The sequence below is a fragment of the Gordonia liuliyuniae genome (assembly GCF_021738805.1).
In the GTDB taxonomy this organism is placed as follows: domain Bacteria; phylum Actinomycetota; class Actinomycetes; order Mycobacteriales; family Mycobacteriaceae; genus Gordonia; species Gordonia liuliyuniae.
Genome location: NZ_JAKKOR010000012.1, coordinates 206,806 through 223,484, shown reverse-complemented (window position 1 = coordinate 223,484; position 16,679 = coordinate 206,806). Strand labels below are relative to the sequence as shown.

The window sequence follows — 16,679 nt, the reverse complement described above, 5'->3', positions numbered from 1 at the left end:
GGCGGCTGGCACCACCACGAGGGCCCTCACGCTTGCGACTGGGGGAACCACGATGGCGAGTGTCCGTACTGGGTCAGCGTTGGCGGTAGGCCAAACCTCCCATCTCGGTAGAGGGAGTCGGGTAGCCATGCCAAGCCGTCCAGTGGCGCGCCGGTTGGCACCCTCGCGACTCTGCCAGAACCCCGAGTGATAGCTTGGTTCCAAGTCATATGGTGGCAAAGGGACAGCCTCAGCACCAAAGGTTCCGCAATCACCGGAATGCGGTTGAGTTCCGGTTTAACGTCTAGCGTTAATGACGGTGTCCGTTATGCACTGGTGTCGTGATCAGATCGTTCGGCAGCAAGGACACCGAGCGCATCTGGCATGAGCAGTACGTCAAGCGCGTCGACCGGACGGTGCAGCGGGCGACCGCCTGGAGCGCCTAGTCGGCGACCGACGCGGGCAGCACAGCATCCGCCAACGCGCAATGGCGTCTCTGCTTCGTCTGGAGAGAGGGAGGTGCGGACAATGTCGAACTCGTCGACTACCACTGAGCGCGATCTGATCGAGCCGATCCACCCGGGAGAGATCCTGATGGAGGATTTCATCGAGGGCTTCGGGATCACGCAGAACAAGCTTGCCGTGTCCATCGGCGTCTGGAGCGCCGGGCGCTGCGCGACAAGGTCGCTGCGATCAAGCCACTGGTAGTCGCGTGACCGGACGCCTCGTCGTGGTCTCCGGTCTGCCCGGTGTCGGCTAGACGAGCGTCGCCGTGATCGGTCGCTGCGAACACGGGGGAGCGGTCCACCTTTCCACCGACGCAGTCGAGGAGTCGATTCTCGCCTGCGGATTGCCGACAGGGCGGCAAGTCGGCGTCGCGGCGTACGAGACGGCACGTGCGATGGCGGAGCAGAATCTGCGGCTCGGCCACGATGTCGTCGTCGATGCAATCAACGACAGTTGAAGAGGCTCGGCAGACCTGGCGGACGGCGGCCGCGCGTACGGCTGCATCCCTCGAATTCGTGCACCTCATGATCTCCGATGCGCTGGAGCATCAGCGAAGGCTCAGCGGCAGGGGTCGCGGTCTCGCCCACGTCAGCGAGCCGACCTGGTCGGCTGTGCAGCGCCGTCGCGCTGACTATGCCGCGTGGTCCGATGAGGTCTTGGAGTTCGACACGGCAGCGCAGGCTGCGGACGAGATTGCGGACTCGCTCAGCGCGCGCCTCAGCACGAGATGAGGCAACGTCATCGCTGTTGGTTCTCCGTGCCGGAATACGGTGGAGTTCAGGTTCATCGTGTGACCGAAGCCCCGAGAGCGAGGTCCGTCCCGCACTGCTTCAGCTCGCGCCGTTGCAAGCGCCTGCGGTATTCTCGGCGTGGCAGCGGAAGCTGCCGACAGCACTTCCAGGCGCGGACCGCCTGAAACATTGCGGAGAGGCCCGCTCGCTCGGGACATGTCCGAATGAGGTGTGGCGCATCGTTGCGCCGACTTCAACCGCCGATGCGAGACATCGGCTGGCGAAAGGACATGACATGGCATCGAAGGATGAGAAGAACCTCGCCCAGGTGATCGACAAGATCGCGAAGATGGACGAGCCGTCGCGGACACTCGTGCAGCGAGTGCACGAGATCATCATGGCCGCTGCGCCCAGGCTGAAGCCGCGGATCTGGTACGGCATGCCCGCGTACGCGCTGTCCGCGAGTGCTCCTGCACTGGTGACGCTGCGCAACGACGAACGCGTCAACCTGGCTCTCACCGAGAAGGTCGTGCTCATCCCCGCAGGTGGATCCGACGGAACATTGATGCCGGCAGCGTGGTACTTGGAGACCATCGACGAACCCACTGAGGAACGCATCGCCGAAATCGTCCGCTCGGCGGCTTCCTGAACGCGGCGATCGACGCGGCTGGGTTCTGATGGAGGACTTCATTGAAGGGTTTCGCCGAGCGCCCTACTCCAGTACCTCTGAGGGGTTCTGGATCAACCTTCAGTCCCATTACGGACTGCGGGTCGAACTACGAAATCTAGTGAAATAGGGCCAGGCGGCCGCTGACATCGAGCGTGGCTACACGATCCGAACAGTGGATTGAGCAGGCGTTGATCTGTCTGCCGCACCGGACAGCGGAGCAGCCGTCCGTGGGGCCGCAGGCCGGTCACGCTCTCAGATCATTCGACACGGCAGCATGCGTGTTCGGTGGTTGCTAACGTGCGGACATGAGTAACGATCTCGCGGTCGGCGTCGCCGTACCTACGTCCGGCGCGCTGCGCCGGATCGACTAGCCGCCCGTCCTGTGAAAGACCCTCGTCAGATCTGGACGATCGGACACTGGACCTGTCCGATCCCTGCCTTCCTCGAACCGCTGGACGACCGTCGCATCGAGGTGCTCGTCGACGTTCGAGCTCACCCAGGGTCCCGCCGCAACCCGCAGTTCGGGTCGGACACGATGGCTATCTGGCTCCCAGAGAACGGCATCGACTATCGGCGGATTGCGGCGCTCGGCGGTCGGCGACGGCGCCAAGACGTCGACCCGAACACCAACGCCGCATGGCAGAACTCGAGCTTCAAGAACTACGCGGACTACACCCTTACCGACGACTATCGCAGCGGCATTGACGAACTGATCAGCATCGCCACGACCCACCGGGTCGCGATCATGTGCGGCGAGCCGATGCCGTGGCGGTGCCATCGCCTGCTCATTGCCAACACGCTTGTCGCGCAGGGCTGGAGCGTCGAGCATCTGGTCACCGGCGGCGTCCCCCGCACACATGTGCTCGGCCAATGGGGCGCAGCGCCTTCCGTCGACGTCGACGGTGTGGTGACGTATCCACCGCACGACTAAGCGTGGACAGACGGGCTCGCCGGCGAGGGGTATCGCTCGAATGCGTGACAGGGTGGTGACCATGACAGATACGTCTCAGACCGCTGTGATCGTCGACGCTGCCAACTGCGTCGGAAGTGTTCCGGACGGCTGGTGGCGTGACCGGGCTGGAGCGACGCGGCGGCTCCGTGATTCCATCTCGCCCCACGAACTGCGGCACACATTGCACTTGAACGCGGCCCCGGTGGTGGTGTTCGTCGTCGAAGGGCGTGCCCGAGGCGTCGAGTCCTCCGACGTCGTGCGAGTGATCGATGCACCCGGCAGTGGCGATGACACCATCGTGCACGTCGTCGAGCAGTTCACCGCACAGGGGAACGACGTCGTGGTCGTGACCGCGGACCGGGGCCTGCGGTCCCGGGTGAGCAGCCTGGGCGCACGGACCGTCGGGCCCCAGACCGTGCGCTCATAGACTCGCAAGAGTGCGGGCTGGTTCACCGCGTCAGCGCGCGACGTACGGCGTCGAGCGTCGTCTCTGGTGAATCGTTGAAGCACAGCGGTACTCCGCTGTGGAGTGTGGCGACGGCGTTGACGACCCGCTCGAAGATCGTCGTGTACTCGTGGGACGTCCTCAAACCCGACCCGATCTCGACGACATCGAACACCGCACTGGAGAGTCGTGCGCGCACCGCCGAGTCAGCGGCTGCGGCGTCGTCCGGCACCAAGCAGACGGTGACGTCGAACCCCGCATCGCGTAGCGCCGTCTCGGCGTCTGCGATACGTGCTCGGAGACCGTCGGCGTCTTGGCCTGGCCACGGTGAGAAGTCGATGACGCCCGGGTCGATGCCGATCTGCAGCACTCGCGGCTTCGCCATCACGTCACCCTACACATCGGCGGAGCGACGGCGAGGGGCCGAAAGGGATTCACCCGCCGAGTAGGTGATCAGCGATGCTGCGTGGACTCCTTCCGAGGAGCCGGGACAGTGCAGGATCAGACTGCGCGAAATGCCCGCTCCTGGTGGCCTGGAACATTGAGAGAGTGAAACGCGCGACCGGTTCCGGCGTCCCGTCAGCGATCTCACGGGCGACCCATTCGTCGTCGTCGACGACGACACGTTCGACGTCGAATCCAGAGATCTCGGAAGCCGTCGAGGCGAAATCCGCGAGAGTGACCGGCGAGGGCAGAACCAGATCGATGGGGCCATCGACCGGAGACTCGCCGGTGATGATGGCTGCGGCGGCCTCTGCGACATCGCGCCGATCGACCCACGAGAACGGGCCGTCGGCGGGTTTGGCGATGACACCCGTTTCCCGCCATGGGCCGAGCAGTTGACTCAGCTCGCCGTAGAAGCCGTTGCGCAGCGAAGTCCATGCGACGCCTGAGGCCGCGAGGTAGTCCTCGGTGGCGGCGTGTATCGCGAGCGGCGGGTAGGGCGTGTCGTAGCCGGTCCCGTGAGCGCTGGTGTACAGGATCCGTTCTGCTCCGGCGGCGACTGCGGCGTCGATCGCCGCCCGGTGCTGCCCGACGACGTCGGCGGTGACATCGCTCGAGGAGACCAGGAGAACCTGTTGTGCATCAGCGAACGAGTGGCGGAGCGCATCTGGGTCGTCATAGCTTCCGGGTCGTACGCGAACTCCTCGTTCGCTCAGGTGAGTGGCGCGGCCGGGGTCCCGGACGCTGACACCGATGCGATCTGGGGGAACGTGGTCGAGTAGACGTTCGACGGTGGCGCCGTTGAGGACCCCCGTTGCTCCGGTCACGATGATCATGATGTGGCGCCTTTCGTTCGGGCTGACGCTGTGTGGCATCCCGGTAGGGGTCCGCGGCAGCCATCGATGACAAGTTGACTCAGTGGGTCAACTTAAGTTCGAGTAGGATTCTGTAGCAAGTTGACCAACAGAGTCAAGTTACTTTCGTGAATTGAGGAGGATGGCGTGATCGATGCGCAGCCGTCGTCGGTGCTTCGCGCGGATGCCCGGCGCAACGTGGAGCAGATCCGTGCCGCGGCTGTGACGGTGTTCCGTGAGAAGGGTTTCTCGTCACCTCTCGAGGACGTCGCCGAGGCCGCCCACGTGAGCAAGGCGACCATCTTCAACAGGTTCGGCGGGCGGATCGGGTTGATCGATGCAGTCATCGATGACGTCGTCGCCGCAGAGTTGCTGGGCGTCATCGATTCTCAACGGTCCGTCCCGGACGTCCGCAATCGGATCTGCTCGTACGTCGGGGCGATCCGGGACCTCCAGTACCGACTGCCAGCGGTCAACGACGTCCTGCTGCAGGAGTTCCCCGACTCGGAACCGCTGATGGCGCTCTGTCGCGTCGGGGGAGACTTCCATGCGGACTTGGTCGCAGAGGGGCACATCGCCGGTGTGCTGGTGCAGGGTTTCCTGCCTCAAGACTTCCAGGCGCTGACGATCGACAATGCGCTCGCCCTCAAGCACGGTGGCCGACCTTCCCGGGCGGACTACGACCGCCGAACTGGGTTCGTGCTCGGTGGGATCTGCCGATAGCCGCGAGCAGTAGGCTTTACGTGCTTCAACGAACAGGAGCAAGATTGGCCGAGTTCACCGGTCTCAGCGCATTTCCGCTCACCCCGTTCAAGGACGACGCGGTCGACGAGCGGGCATTCGTCAGCCTGATTGAACGGCTCGCGGACGCAGAAGTCGACTCGATCACGGCGCTGGGCTCGACCGGCTCATACGCCTTCCTCGACCCCGAGGAACGCGCGGGCGTCGCCCGCCTCGCTGTCGAGTATGCGGGTACGACGCCGGTCTTCGTCGGAGTCGGGGCGCTGCGGACCTCGCACGTGTTGGCCAACGTGGCCGACGCTGAGCGTGCCGGCGCCAGTGGCGTGCTGCTCGCGCCGATGACCTACCAGCCGCTCACGCACGACGAGGTGTTCGAACTGTTCCGAGCCGTCACCGAGCGCACCGAACTGCCGGTCATCGTCTATGACAACCCCGGTACGACCCACTTCTCGTTCACCGTCGACCTCTACTCACGTATCGCCGGGCTGCCCGGCATCGCGTCGATCAAGATCCCCGCTGTGCCCGCCGATCCGAAGCGGGCCGCTGACCACGTGGCAGCGATCCGCGCGGTGATCCCGGAGCACGTGACCATCGGCGTCTCCGGCGACGCCTTCGCGGCCACTGGGCTCAACGCCGGATGCGATGCCTGGTACTCCGTGATCGGCGGCACCCTGCCGGATCCTGCATTGGCGATAACCCGTGCCGCGCAACAGTTCCGGGCCGATGAGGCGCTCGCGGAGTCGGCCCGCCTCGAACCTCTGTGGTCGCTGTTCAGTGAGTTCGGAGGGAGCTTGCGGGTGGTCGCGGCCATCGCCGAGCAGCTGGGCCTTGCCCCGCGGCGGTGCCTGCCCCTACCGATCCAGGGCCTCGGCGCCGCAGACCGCGTCCGCGTCGCTGAGGTGGTCGACGAACTTGGCCTGGTCGCCGAGCTCGGCCTGAATGACGAGCCCGGCCTGCATGACGTATGACCTACACCGCTCAGGCCATACGGTGGTCTATAGACAAGTGTGCGCCACAGGCGGTGTAGGTTCGCGAGCGCCGACTGCCCCGTCGCGGTCGGCACGCAGTGCTAGGCGCCTTCCACGAAGGCGTGCGGATAGTCCGGTCGTCGGTTTTGGAATTGTAGGATGCTCGGGTTCTTGATCACACCATCGTGAATCTCGATGGCGCGCGCGATCGTGAGACTTGCGGCCCAGGAGTCCGGTCCTTCCATGACTGCGCGGACGAACGGCAGTATCGCCTCGCTGATCTCCCACGTAGCCGAGTCCCACAGGTACGACGGGCTGTGGTCGACGGCGTAGTAGTTGACTCCTTGGCCGACAGTGAACATCGGGTTGTCGAAACCCGTGGGCTTCGCCCATTCGAATCCCATCCCCTCGTCGCATGAGACGTCGATAATGAGGCTGCCTGCGGCGAACTCCGCCAGGTCCTCGGTGCGCAGATACGTCAACGGCGCGGCCACGTCCTGGAGCGTGCAGTTGACGACGATGTTGTGCGATGCGAGGAAGGTCGGGAGGAACACGTTGCCGTCGTCGGTGGAGATTGTACTGAGGTGGGTCGGTCCGTCGTCGGTGTTGAGTTGGGTGATGTGTGCGCTGTGGATCGGTGAGCCGACTGCCGAGACGTCACGCTGCGTGAGGACCTGGATGTCGTGGATTCCATGTGCTTTGAGCGCGGTGACAGCCCCTCGTGCCGTCGCGCCGAAGCCGATGACGACAGCGCTGAGGCGTGGCCCGTAATCACCGGTCGAGCCTCTGAGGCTCAGCGCGTGCAGTACGGAGCAGTAACCGGCGAGTTCGTTGTTCTTGTGGAGGACGTGCAGATTGAAGTCACCGCGGTGGGTCCAGTGGTTCATCGCTTCGAACGCGATCAGCGTGAGTCGGCGGTCGACCGCCGTCTGCGTGACTTCGGGATCCTGCACGCAGTGGGGCCATCCCCACAGGACGCCGCCTTCGGGGATTGCGGCCACGTCCGTCGCCTGCGGCTTGGGCAGAAGCAGAATGTCCGCGGATCGGATCACGTCCGCGCGCTCCGCGACGCTGCCCACGCGGGATTCGACATATTCGGGTTCCAGCTGGAATTCGGCAGCGTAACCGCGTTCGACGATCATGCGCGCTCGAAGGTCCGGGTCGATCCGGTCCAGGTGGTGGGGATGGATCGGCAGTCGACGTTCGTTCTCCATCGTCGAGCTTGCCAGCAACCCGAGAGTGAGCGGCCGGTTGCTCGGTGGAGCCTCGTCAGACGAGACGGCAGAAACAGCAACGGACGATCGAGTGGTACCGGACATCCGGTCTCCCATCATTGGGGAACCGAAGCCAGCTCCTGGGGTGACTATATGCCCGAGCCCGTCAAGGCGTGACTGTGGACCGGTCTCGGGGAAGGGATTCGACGTTCGTGAGCTCGACACTCCCACGTACCCTGTACGGTGTACGGCAAAGGGTTGTGAGTAGACAGGGGCCGACATGCACATCACCAGCACTGCCATCTCGCTGAACGTTTCAGATGTCGAGGCTTCGGCCGAATGGCTGCGGAAGCATCTTGGCTTCACAGTGGCAATGGCCGCGGACGGCTTCTGTTCGCTGGCCCACGAGTCGGCCGGTGTCAACCTCGTCTATCTCCGGGCGGGGTTGCCAACGTTCAAGCCGGAATCGGTTGCGGGGCGAGCCGACGGGATTCTCGTTGTCTTCACGGTCGACGATATCGACGCCGAGTATGTACGGCTACGAAGCGAGGGTGTCGACGTCGTCACGCCGATTGAGACCGAGCCGTGGGGTGAACGGTATTTTCAAATGGCCGACCCTAACGCTGTCATCTACCAACTCGTACAGTGGGTGGAGCCGACCGACGCGAAGTACAAACAGTGAATGGCTCCGGCTGATCGTCGCACCCCTCAGCCCTCGCCTCCATTCGCGACCGGGGGATCGCTGATAGAATTGGAACAGGTTCTAAGTTGATGGAGGATGGCCGAGGATGCCAACGAGGCGGGAGTTGCTGGCCGCGGTCGACGCGTCGCCCGCCGCGGTAGCCGAGCACGACAAGGATCGCTGGCTGTCCCTGTTCGCGCCGTCCGCGATCGTGAACGATCCGGTCGGCTCTGCGCCGCATCGGGGCCGTGCACAACTGTCGCGCTTCTACGACACGTTCATCGCGCCCAACGACATCACCTTCCAGGTGCACCAGGACATCGTCTGCGGATCCACCGTGCTTCGCGACGTCACACTCAAGATTCAGATGAGCGACCGGGTGACTCTGTCGGTGCCCGCGCATCTGCGGTACGCGATGACTGCGGATGCGCGGATCGACGGACTCTATGCACACTGGGAGCTGGTGCCGATGGTCGGTCAGCTCATCGGCAAAGGGTTGCCAGCCGCGGCTGTGTCGCGCCGACTCACGGTCGGTCTGCTGCGTAATCAGCGGCTCGCCGGCACCGCAGGCTTCGCACGCGGATTCGTCGGCGTCGGCGGCCGTACCAAACGGCGGGCCGCCGAATTGCTCTCAGCGCTCGCCGCGGGCGACTCCGCGAATGCTGCCGCGGTGCTCGCGGAGTCCGCTGCGCTCCGCTTCGGCGTGGACGACGTGCACTCGCCGGCCGAGTTCGGCGAGCATCTCGCAGGCTGGCGAGTCGGCAAGATCATTGCAGCAGGTCACACCGTCTCTGCGACATTGACCGACGGACGGTCGTATGCGCTGGCGATGCTTGAATACGCGGGATGCACGGTGTCGTCGATGTCGGTCTTCGTCGATCGCTGACGCCTATTCGTCGGATGCCGCGGTGGCGACCGGCGTGAAGAAGTTGATGAGGTTGCCGTCCGGGTCTCGGACGAGAAGCGAACGGTTGCCCCACGGCATGTCGGTCGGCTCGTTCACGAACACGTCTACGACCTGCTGAAGAGCCGCATAGGTCGCGTCGACGTCGTCGACGAGGAAGTCCAGGATGACGCTGCGATTCGAGTGGGCTTCCACGACGTCCTCGCCGAGCAACGGGGCGGTGGCGCTGCTGGCGAAGGCGAGTGTGCCCGTCGGCGTGCGCAGTTCGGCGAACAACGGGTGGATTCGGTGGGCGGTGATCCCAGTCGCCGTCTCGTAATAGGCGACGAGTGCGTCCACGTCGTCGGTGATGATGCGGGTTGCTGCCAACTGCATGGCGGTCTCCTCGTGTTCGGTGAGCATCTGCGACTGCCTGGAGGCGGCCACGAACTCACGGTAGAGGGCATATAGGACGAGAACCGTCCGCTATGGGTCGCCGGATCCGACGTCGACCGGTCAAGCCTGCGACGACGAGCCCAGTTCCTCGGCGAGCCCGACCAGAATCCCTTCCGGACCTCGCACGTAGCAGAGGCGGTAGACGTCCTCGTAGCGCACTACTTCGTCGCTCACGAGTTCGGTGCCGTGTGCACGAAGCCGGTCGAGGGTGTCGTCGAGGTCGTCGACGGCGAACATCACCCGCAGGTAGCCGAGCGCGTTCACAGGAGCGCGTCGATGGTCGGCGACGACGGCCGGTTCGATGAAGCGCGACAGTTCGAGTCGGCCGTGACCATCCGGCGTCTGCAGCATCGCGATCTCGACGCGCTGGCCGGGCAGCCCGGTGACACGTCCCGACCAGTCGCCCTCGATGGTGGTCCGGCCGACGAGGTCGAGACCGAGTTCAGTGAAGAAGCCGATCACTGCGTCGAGGTCGTCGACGACGATCCCCATATTGTCGATCCGGGTGGTCATCGCGACACCTCGGCAACCACGAGATCTTCTCCGCCCGCGGGACTGAGCCCGTCGGTGCGGTCGGCGAAATAGCGGTCGTGGAGGTCGTCGGAGGTGATCACCGAGACGTCGCTGAACCCGGCGTCCCGGGCCAGTGCGGCTGCCTCGTCGGGCCGCAACAGCGACAACCACGGGTGGCCGGAGGCGGCGGCCCCCTGTGACGCCACCTCCAAGATCGTCCGCACCTCAGGCGGCGCCATCTCGATCGGCCGCGAATAGCTGAACACCGTCACCGACCCGGGCGCGAGCGACGCCGCTTCGCGCAAGGTCGCCGAGATGGCGTCGCGCGTGAGATACATCGTCACACCGAGCATCGCGACGACGGTCGGTGCCGTCGGATCGAGACCGGCCGCTTTCGCTTCGGCGAGCCAGGACTGACCTGCTTCGAAATCGACCGGCACCAAGATCGGGCGAGCAGAGTCGAGGTAGCCGAGTTCGTCGAGGCGCTGACGCTTCCACTCCTGAGTCGCGGGCTCGTCTATCTCGAAGACCCGGACGTTACCGTCCTGTCGCTGTGCGAACGTGTCCAAACCCGCCCCGAGCAGCACGTATTGGCGTGAGCCGGAGTCACCAAGTGTGTCTTCGGCCGCCCGCGATCGCGCCACGATCGACGCACGGTTGGTGCGTGTCCGCTCTGAATTCATGTCCGGGCGCGTCCGCCAGGCATCGTCGACGTCGGCGATCTGCACGCCGACCAGGTCGTCGACGACGTGCGGCGGCTCGTCGAGCAGGACGTGCAGTGCGCGCCACAGTGCGGTGCGGACAGCGGTGGAGTCGGCTCCCTGTGCCATGGTCTTCACGCCTCCTCGACGGCGGACTGAACTCGGCTTGTAACGACACTCGGCACTAGGCTAGTCCGCGACCGGCTTGCGTCGGTTCGCTTTGACCGCGCCGCGCCGCGCCTTGGCGTCGAGCCGACGTCGCTGGGAGCCTTTCGTCGGACGCGTCGCCCGTCGCGAGACGGACGGGGCGACGGCATCGCGCAGCAGGTCGGCGAGACGCTGCCGCGCCGCGACACGGTTGCGGCGCTGCGCTCGGTCCTCCGACGTCGCGATCATGAGGACGCTTCCATCGAGCCGAGCCGCGAGATTGTGCAGTACGCGCGCTCGCTGCACGTCGTCGAGCGCCGCCGTCGCCGCGAGGTCCAGGCTGAGTTGCACGCGCGAGTCGGTGGTGTTCACGCCCTGCCCGCCGGGCCCGGATGATCGGGAGAACTGTTCGACCAACTCGGCTGCGGGTACACGGAGGCCATGAGGCGCACCGGGGCCCGGCGAGATGAGCAGATCGTCCACGCGACCCATTCTCCCGGTGTCGGCCCGATCTGACGAATGAATATCGTGCACCCCGAGTGGCGCGTAGTGCGAGCCGACCTCAGCTCGTCAGCATGCTGACCGCGTGATCGGCGACCACATCGAGATCGTCGCCGAGATCGCCGCTCAACCACTGTTGGACGAGCGCCGACATCGCACCGGTGAACATGACCGCACGGATTCTGCCGACCAGCCGATCGGGGGCGTGGGTGAGCGTCTCGGCGAGGGTGAGCTCGTGCAGCAGTTCCTGCGTCGCCGACCGTCGTTGCGCGAGTACGCGGTTCGCCTGCGCCTCGGTGAAGAGCACGCGTCCGCGGCGAGGATCGGTCGAGCTGAAATCGAGGACGGCGACGATTCCCGCGCGCGTGCGGGCTCGGACGGAGCTGGGGAGGTCGGCGAGCTCTCGTTCGATCGCCTCGCCCAGAGCGAGCGCGGTCACGTCGTAGACGGCTCCGAGTAGCTCGTCGGTGTCAGCGAAGCTTTCGTAGAAGTACCGCGTGTTGAAACCGCATGCGCGGCAAACGGATCGGACGGATAACGCCGTCTCACCTCCGGTTCCGAAGATGTCGAAGGCAGCCTCGACCAGTTTCGATCTGCGTTCGGCGCGACGATCCGCGAGTGGGACGCCCGCCCATCTCGTGGGGCTCGACACTCGTCCAGCATACGTCCGCGCCGAACTATTGGTCACATCTGTATCCAGAAGCTATTCTGGGTACAGATGTTGCCAGAATGATGAGGAGATCGACGATGCTGTCCCTGCCGTTGCCGTCCCTGCTGCCGTCCAGACTTCCGTCCGTCCCCGGGCTGCCCGCCGTCGCCCCGGTGTCGGTGCAATGGCCGCATCGATTCGTGGGGGACTGGCTCAACGAACGCTTCACCGCGAACGTGAAGTCGAAGTTCTTCCGCGGGATGGAGTTCGAAGCACCGACGGCCGACCCCGGATGGTTCGGTCCGGAGAGTCGGACGTGGTACGTCCACTCGCACACGCCCGCGCTTATCTTCGGTCTCCAGTGCGCGTCGTACCTCGAGCGGTTGGATCCGAGCATCTACTGGATGGGCATGCATCACTCCCGCCTCGTGGAGAACTCGGAGAACGGGCTCGTCGCCAGAATTGATCCGGAAGGGGCGGCGATCCGTCTCGGGCACTCGCTGGCGTTCTTCGTCGGGACCGCCTACGGCTCCTCGGCGACCGCCGAACGGCTCGCGCGCACGGTTCGATCGATGCATCACACGATCAAAGGGGTCCGCCCCGACGGTCTCGCCTACGACGCCGACGATCCGGACTGGCTGCGGTGGAACTATGCGACGGTGGTCTGGGGCATCGCGACCGCGCATGAGATCTATCATCCGAAGCCGCTCCGCGGCGCCGCGCTCGACGAGTACTACGCCGAGTTTGTGCGCGTCGGACACGCGCTCGGGGGCACGGGTCTACCGACGTCGAAGGCCGAGACTCTCGACTGTCTCGAAGAGTATCTGCCGAAGCTCGGATTGACGTACGGCAGTGCGATGGCGACCGGATCGAACCTCACCAACCCGGCGCAAGCCGCGGTCGACTGGGCGATCCGCGACACCATGCCGTCGTGGGCTGCGCGTCTGGTGATGTACCAGCCGCCGAACCCGGTGGAGCGACGTGCCCGGCGTTCTGCGGTGTGGACGGCGATCAACGGCCTCCATTCGAGTATGGGGACGGCTCCCGAGTTTGCTGCCGCTCAGCGCCGCGTCGCGGGTGGTACGACGAGCCCGCACACCGAACCGACGTACGTTCTCGGGTCTGACCCGGAGATGGATCGCGAGCAGGTCGAGCGGGTGTTCGCCCAGTCGTGAGCCGACGCGGCATTCGGCGACGTGCGCGGCACTCGCCGAATGCTGCGAACGTTGCTGAATACCGCGGATGATGACGTTCTGAACCCTCGCATGTACTAGAACGTGTTACAATACTGGACTAGTGTCCAGTCATTAGTCTGCCATCGGTCGTCGGCGCGTAGGAGTAAGCATGGATTTCGGCATCGTCCAGTTCACGAGTGACCGAGGGCTCGCGCCGTCGGTCTTGGCACCCCTCATCGAGAACGCCGGGTTCAGTGCGTATTACGTCCCCGAACACGGCCACATCCCCACCCGTCGCGACGCTGCGCATCCGCAGACCGGCGACTCGTCGCTGCCCGACGACCGGTACATGCGCACCCTCGACCCGTGGGTGTCGCTGAGCGCCGCAGCAGCGGTCACGTCGACGATCCGACTCGGAACGGCCGTCGCGCTGCCCGTTCAATCCGACCCCATCACGCTCGCGAAGAGCATCGCCACGCTCGACCACCTCTCCGGCGGACGCGTGACTCTCGGCGTCGGGTTCGGTTGGAACCTCGACGAACTCGCCGACCACGGGGTCCCGCCGAAGCGGCGACGGACCATGCTGCGCGAGTACCTCGAAGCGATGCGCGCGCTCTGGTCGGACGAGGAAGCGCAGTACGCGGGCGAGTTCGTGAACTTCGGCCCATCGTGGGCGTGGCCCAAGGCCGTGCAGCAGCCGGGGCCGCCGACGCTCGTCGGCGCCGCGGGCAATGAGAAGAACTTCAAGTGGATCGCGCGCAGTGCCGACGGCTGGATCACGACGCCCAACGAACAGGACATCGAGGAGTCGGTGCTGCTCCTCAAGCAGATCTGGGTCGACGCCGGACGCGAAGGCGATCCGCAGATCGTCGTCCTCGACTTCAAGCCGGTCGCCGACAAGCTCGACAAGTGGCGTGAACTCGGGGTGACGACCGTCCTGTACGGGGTGCCCGACGACAGTGAGGAACGGGCGAGCGGGTACCTCGCCAAACTCGCTGGCAAGCTCGGGCTCGCGTAGGGCGGGGCGCAAGCCATGACGGAACACAGGGGTGCCGGACAGAGGGGCTCGGGAGACAGGCGATCTGGGCCGACGACCGCGATCATTGGTGCAGGCATCAGCGGTTTGACCGCCGGAAAGATACTGGCCGACTACGGGATCGACTACACGTGCTTCGAAGTCTCTGACCGCGTCGGAGGCAACTGGGCGTTCCGCAACCCGAACGGCATGAGCAGCGCCTACCGCTCGTTGCACATCGACACCTCCAAGCATCGGCTGTCGTTCAAAGACTTTCCGATGCCCGACGACTACCCGGATTTCCCGCACCACGCACAGATCAAGGCGTACCTCGACGACTACGCGGATGCGTTCGATCTCCGCGCGAACATCGAGTTCGAGAACGGGGTGATGCACGCTCGACGGCTCGACGGCGGGGGATGGGAGCTCACCACGCAGAAGGGTGAGACGCGGAGGTTCGATCTGCTCGTCGTCGGCAACGGCCACCACTGGGACGCCCGGATGGCCGACTTCCCCGGCACGTTCACTGGCGAGTCCATCCACGCGCACCACTACATCGATCCGCAGGAACCGCTCGACCTGCACGGTAAGCGAATTCTCGTCGTCGGACTCGGCAACAGCGCCGCCGACATCGCCGTCGAACTGTCATCGAAATCGCTGCAGAACGACGTGACGCTGTCGACCCGGTCCGGTGCGTGGATCGTGCCGAAGTACATCGCGGGACGACCCGCGGATAAGTACTACAAGACGAGTCCGCACGTGCCGTTGTCGTGGCAGCGGAAGATCGCCCAGTGGGGCCAGCCGATGTCGGCGGGACGCCCCGAGAACTTCGGCTTGCCGACCCCGAACCACAAGTTCTTCGAAGCGCATCCGACGCAGTCCGTCGAACTGCCGCTGCGACTCGGGTCTGGCGACGTGATCCCGAAACCCAATGTCTCCCGGCTCGATGGCGAGACGGTCCACTTCGACGACGGGACCAGCAGCGACTTCGACGTGATCGTCTACGCGACCGGCTACAACATCACGTTCCCGTTCTTCGACGACGACGTCATCAGCGCTCCCCACAACCGCATCGACCTGTACAAGCGCATGTTCAAGCCGGGGTTCGACGATCTCGTGTTCATCGGTTTCGCACAGGCGACGCCCACCCTGTTCCCGTTCGTCGAATGTCAGTCCCGCCTCCTTGGCGCATACGCGGCCGGCCGCTACCGGCTGCCGTCGGTCGAGGTGATGAACGAGGTCATCGTGAGCGACCAGCACAAGTACACCGGGCACATGCTGGACCGACCTCGCCACACCCAACAGGTCGACTACTTCATCTACGAGCACGACCTGCGAACAAGGGAACTGCCTGCGGGCATCGCACGAGCCGAACGCTTCGGCGCGTCGACGACGGCGGTGACAGCATGACCGCTCGACCTGAGACACGCGACTCCGGCGCTTACACGCCGACATCCTTCGTCAGCGGGGGAACGCGCTGCGCCGCCTGGCATTTCCCTGCGGGCACCGACCGTCTCGCCGGGCCGAACGGCAGGCCAGTCGTCGTCATGGCGCACGGGCTGGGCGGCACCATGGACTCGGGTCTCGCGCCGTTCGCGCAACGCCTGTCGGTCGCGGGGGTGGACGTCCTCGCCTTCGACTACCGCGGCTTCGGCGCGTCCGACGGCGAACCACGGCAGACAGTCCGACTCGCCGACCAGCTCGACGACTACCGCGCCGCGATCGCCGCGGCCGCGCAGATCGACGGCGTCGATCCCCGGCGGATCGTGCTGTGGGGTGTGTCGTTGTCCGGCGGGCACGTCCTCGCCGTCGCCGCCGGTCGCGACGATATCGCCGCCGTTGTCTCGATGACGCCGCTCGTCAACGGATTGGCAGCCGGACGGCTCGCGTTGGCGAACGGCCCGGTGTCGGCGATGGCCGCGTCGACGGTGCGTGGGTACCGCAGCAAGGCTCGTCGTCTCGCAGGCCGTGAACCGCTGATGATGCCGATCGTCGGAGACCCCGGTGAGCCCGGCGCACTGACGTTGCCCGGCTACCGTGGCGACTACCTCGCGATCGCCGGGCCGACGTGGTGCAACGAAGTCGACGCGGCGCTCGGCACCGAGATCGGCGGCTACCGCGCCGACAAACACGCCGCGGACATCACCGTGCCGGTACTCATGCAGGTCGCTGACTTCGACCGGAGCGCCCCGCCGCACGCCGCAATCGAAGCGGGCGTCAAAGCTCGTGCGCAGGTGCGCCACTACCCATGCGACCACTTCGGGATCTTCCCCGGACAGCCCTACTTCGACGCGGCGTCCGAGCACCAGATCTACTTTCTGACGCGCACCCTCGCTCCGTCGGACTGACCCTCCGCTGACGGAGCAGCCGCTCGGCGTCGTGTGACGGCACAGAATCGACGTTTCCGTAGTGACGTCGGCTACATCAGTTATCGTGTAACTAGAATACGTTT

General features: G+C 65.3%; 20 protein-coding genes and 1 pseudogene. 13 read left to right on the top strand and 8 right to left on the bottom strand.

The features are described 5' to 3' along the window. Positions 1 to 507: 507 nt before the first annotated feature. The 5 genes and pseudogenes from L5G33_RS17005 to L5G33_RS16985 form a co-directional block, all read left to right on the top strand. Positions 508 to 636: pseudogene (locus tag L5G33_RS17005) on the top strand (helix-turn-helix transcriptional regulator); the annotation flags it as partial. A 287-nt stretch (positions 637 to 923) separates the two neighbouring features. Beyond that, a complete protein-coding gene (locus tag L5G33_RS17000; RefSeq protein ID WP_236999343.1) occupies positions 924 to 1,217 on the top strand; it encodes a hypothetical protein in 294 nt (97 codons plus the stop codon). A gap of 295 nt (positions 1,218 to 1,512) precedes the next feature. Continuing rightward, positions 1,513 to 1,866 (top strand): DUF1801 domain-containing protein, encoded by a 354-nt coding sequence (locus L5G33_RS16995; protein WP_236999342.1) that lies wholly within the window; start codon positions 1,513 to 1,515, stop codon positions 1,864 to 1,866. A gap of 403 nt (positions 1,867 to 2,269) precedes the next feature. Continuing rightward, entirely contained in the window at positions 2,270 to 2,818 is a 549-nt protein-coding gene (locus tag L5G33_RS16990; RefSeq protein ID WP_236999341.1) for a DUF488 domain-containing protein, read from the top strand. A gap of 61 nt (positions 2,819 to 2,879) precedes the next feature. Continuing rightward, complete coding sequence (locus L5G33_RS16985; RefSeq protein ID WP_236999340.1) at positions 2,880 to 3,266, top strand: PIN domain-containing protein; 387 nt, start codon at positions 2,880 to 2,882, stop codon at positions 3,264 to 3,266. Between the two features lie 22 nt (positions 3,267 to 3,288). Here the strand turns inward: L5G33_RS16985 and L5G33_RS16980 are convergent, their stop codons facing one another. Both L5G33_RS16980 and L5G33_RS16975 read right to left on the bottom strand, forming a co-directional pair. After that, on the bottom strand, positions 3,289 to 3,669 hold the full coding sequence (locus L5G33_RS16980) for a hypothetical protein (protein ID WP_236999339.1): 381 nt from the start codon (positions 3,667 to 3,669) through the stop codon (positions 3,289 to 3,291). Positions 3,670 to 3,718: 49 nt separating this feature from the next. Then, positions 3,719 to 4,555: an NAD(P)H-binding protein gene (locus L5G33_RS16975; RefSeq protein WP_443669348.1), complete on the bottom strand. Its 837-nt coding sequence runs from the start codon at positions 4,553 to 4,555 to the stop codon at positions 3,719 to 3,721. Between the two features lie 174 nt (positions 4,556 to 4,729). On the opposite strand from L5G33_RS16975, the gene L5G33_RS16970 reads away from it, so the two are divergent. Then, positions 4,730 to 5,305 carry a TetR/AcrR family transcriptional regulator gene (locus L5G33_RS16970; protein WP_236999337.1) on the top strand — a complete coding sequence of 192 codons (576 nt, stop codon included), beginning with the start codon at positions 4,730 to 4,732 and terminating at the stop codon, positions 5,303 to 5,305. 44 nt (positions 5,306 to 5,349) lie between these two features. After that, positions 5,350 to 6,291, top strand: coding sequence for a dihydrodipicolinate synthase family protein (locus tag L5G33_RS16965; protein ID WP_236999336.1), 942 nt, complete (start codon positions 5,350 to 5,352; stop codon positions 6,289 to 6,291). Between the two features lie 101 nt (positions 6,292 to 6,392). Here L5G33_RS16965 and L5G33_RS16960 read toward each other — a convergent pair whose 3' ends face one another. Next, positions 6,393 to 7,505 (bottom strand): N(5)-(carboxyethyl)ornithine synthase, encoded by a 1,113-nt coding sequence (locus tag L5G33_RS16960; protein WP_236999398.1) that lies wholly within the window; start codon positions 7,503 to 7,505, stop codon positions 6,393 to 6,395. A 280-nt stretch (positions 7,506 to 7,785) separates the two neighbouring features. On the opposite strand from L5G33_RS16960, the gene L5G33_RS16955 reads away from it, so the two are divergent. Both L5G33_RS16955 and L5G33_RS16950 read left to right on the top strand, forming a co-directional pair. Further along, a complete protein-coding gene (locus L5G33_RS16955; RefSeq protein WP_236999335.1) occupies positions 7,786 to 8,187 on the top strand; it encodes a VOC family protein in 402 nt (133 codons plus the stop codon). Positions 8,188 to 8,293: 106 nt separating this feature from the next. Then, on the top strand, positions 8,294 to 9,073 hold the full coding sequence (locus tag L5G33_RS16950; protein WP_236999334.1) for a nuclear transport factor 2 family protein: 780 nt from the start codon (positions 8,294 to 8,296) through the stop codon (positions 9,071 to 9,073). Positions 9,074 to 9,076: 3 nt separating this feature from the next. Here the strand turns inward: L5G33_RS16950 and L5G33_RS16945 are convergent, their stop codons facing one another. From L5G33_RS16945 to L5G33_RS16925, 5 genes are all read right to left on the bottom strand, one after another. After that, the gene (locus tag L5G33_RS16945; RefSeq protein WP_236999397.1) at positions 9,077 to 9,466 is read right to left on the bottom strand and encodes a VOC family protein; all 390 of its coding nucleotides are present in this window, start codon (positions 9,464 to 9,466) and stop codon (positions 9,077 to 9,079) included. A gap of 120 nt (positions 9,467 to 9,586) precedes the next feature. Further along, positions 9,587 to 10,039, bottom strand: a complete 453-nt coding sequence (locus L5G33_RS16940; RefSeq protein WP_236999333.1) for a VOC family protein — start codon at positions 10,037 to 10,039, stop codon at positions 9,587 to 9,589. Then, a complete protein-coding gene (locus tag L5G33_RS16935) occupies positions 10,036 to 10,869 on the bottom strand; it encodes a class I SAM-dependent methyltransferase (RefSeq protein WP_236999396.1) in 834 nt (277 codons plus the stop codon). Before L5G33_RS16935 ends, L5G33_RS16940 begins: the two co-directional genes overlap by 4 nt. A 60-nt stretch (positions 10,870 to 10,929) precedes the next feature. Then, positions 10,930 to 11,370 carry an alternative ribosome rescue aminoacyl-tRNA hydrolase ArfB gene (arfB, locus tag L5G33_RS16930; protein ID WP_236999332.1) on the bottom strand — a complete coding sequence of 147 codons (441 nt, stop codon included), beginning with the start codon at positions 11,368 to 11,370 and terminating at the stop codon, positions 10,930 to 10,932. 79 nt (positions 11,371 to 11,449) lie between these two features. After that, complete coding sequence (locus tag L5G33_RS16925; protein WP_236999331.1) at positions 11,450 to 12,040, bottom strand: TetR/AcrR family transcriptional regulator; 591 nt, start codon at positions 12,038 to 12,040, stop codon at positions 11,450 to 11,452. Between the two features lie 95 nt (positions 12,041 to 12,135). Here L5G33_RS16925 and L5G33_RS16920 point away from each other — a divergent pair, with 95 nt between their 5' ends. From L5G33_RS16920 to L5G33_RS16905, 4 genes are all read left to right on the top strand, one after another. Then, a complete protein-coding gene (locus L5G33_RS16920) occupies positions 12,136 to 13,212 on the top strand; it encodes an oxygenase MpaB family protein (protein ID WP_372476928.1) in 1,077 nt (358 codons plus the stop codon). A gap of 169 nt (positions 13,213 to 13,381) precedes the next feature. Further along, positions 13,382 to 14,230, top strand: coding sequence for an LLM class F420-dependent oxidoreductase (locus tag L5G33_RS16915; protein ID WP_236999330.1), 849 nt, complete (start codon positions 13,382 to 13,384; stop codon positions 14,228 to 14,230). 15 nt (positions 14,231 to 14,245) lie between these two features. Further along, complete coding sequence (locus L5G33_RS16910) at positions 14,246 to 15,637, top strand: flavin-containing monooxygenase (protein ID WP_236999329.1); 1,392 nt, start codon at positions 14,246 to 14,248, stop codon at positions 15,635 to 15,637. After that, positions 15,634 to 16,575: an alpha/beta hydrolase gene (locus tag L5G33_RS16905; RefSeq protein WP_236999328.1), complete on the top strand. Its 942-nt coding sequence runs from the start codon at positions 15,634 to 15,636 to the stop codon at positions 16,573 to 16,575. Before L5G33_RS16910 ends, L5G33_RS16905 begins: the two co-directional genes overlap by 4 nt. Positions 16,576 to 16,679 lie beyond the last annotated feature (104 nt).

What these genes read in the sequence shown, in the direction of transcription:
- L5G33_RS17000 (WP_236999343.1), top strand. Translation starts at nt 924, where the DNA reads ATGCAATCAACGACAGTTGAAGAGGCTCGGCAGACCTGGCGGACGGCG.
- L5G33_RS16995 (WP_236999342.1), top strand. Translation starts at nt 1,513, where the DNA reads ATGGCATCGAAGGATGAGAAGAACCTCGCCCAGGTGATCGACAAGATC.
- L5G33_RS16985 (WP_236999340.1), top strand. Translation starts at nt 2,880, where the DNA reads ATGACAGATACGTCTCAGACCGCTGTGATCGTCGACGCTGCCAACTGC.
- L5G33_RS16980 (WP_236999339.1), bottom strand. Translation starts at nt 3,669, where the DNA reads ATGGCGAAGCCGCGAGTGCTGCAGATCGGCATCGACCCGGGCGTCATC.
- L5G33_RS16960 (WP_236999398.1), bottom strand. Translation starts at nt 7,505, where the DNA reads ATGGAGAACGAACGTCGACTGCCGATCCATCCCCACCACCTGGACCGG.
- L5G33_RS16955 (WP_236999335.1), top strand. Translation starts at nt 7,786, where the DNA reads ATGCACATCACCAGCACTGCCATCTCGCTGAACGTTTCAGATGTCGAG.
- L5G33_RS16950 (WP_236999334.1), top strand. Translation starts at nt 8,294, where the DNA reads ATGCCAACGAGGCGGGAGTTGCTGGCCGCGGTCGACGCGTCGCCCGCC.
- L5G33_RS16945 (WP_236999397.1), bottom strand. Translation starts at nt 9,466, where the DNA reads ATGCAGTTGGCAGCAACCCGCATCATCACCGACGACGTGGACGCACTC.
- L5G33_RS16940 (WP_236999333.1), bottom strand. Translation starts at nt 10,039, where the DNA reads ATGACCACCCGGATCGACAATATGGGGATCGTCGTCGACGACCTCGAC.
- L5G33_RS16935 (WP_236999396.1), bottom strand. Translation starts at nt 10,869, where the DNA reads ATGGCACAGGGAGCCGACTCCACCGCTGTCCGCACCGCACTGTGGCGC.
- L5G33_RS16920 (WP_372476928.1), top strand. Translation starts at nt 12,136, where the DNA reads ATGCTGTCCCTGCCGTTGCCGTCCCTGCTGCCGTCCAGACTTCCGTCC.
- L5G33_RS16915 (WP_236999330.1), top strand. Translation starts at nt 13,382, where the DNA reads ATGGATTTCGGCATCGTCCAGTTCACGAGTGACCGAGGGCTCGCGCCG.
- L5G33_RS16910 (WP_236999329.1), top strand. Translation starts at nt 14,246, where the DNA reads ATGACGGAACACAGGGGTGCCGGACAGAGGGGCTCGGGAGACAGGCGA.
- L5G33_RS16905 (WP_236999328.1), top strand. Translation starts at nt 15,634, where the DNA reads ATGACCGCTCGACCTGAGACACGCGACTCCGGCGCTTACACGCCGACA.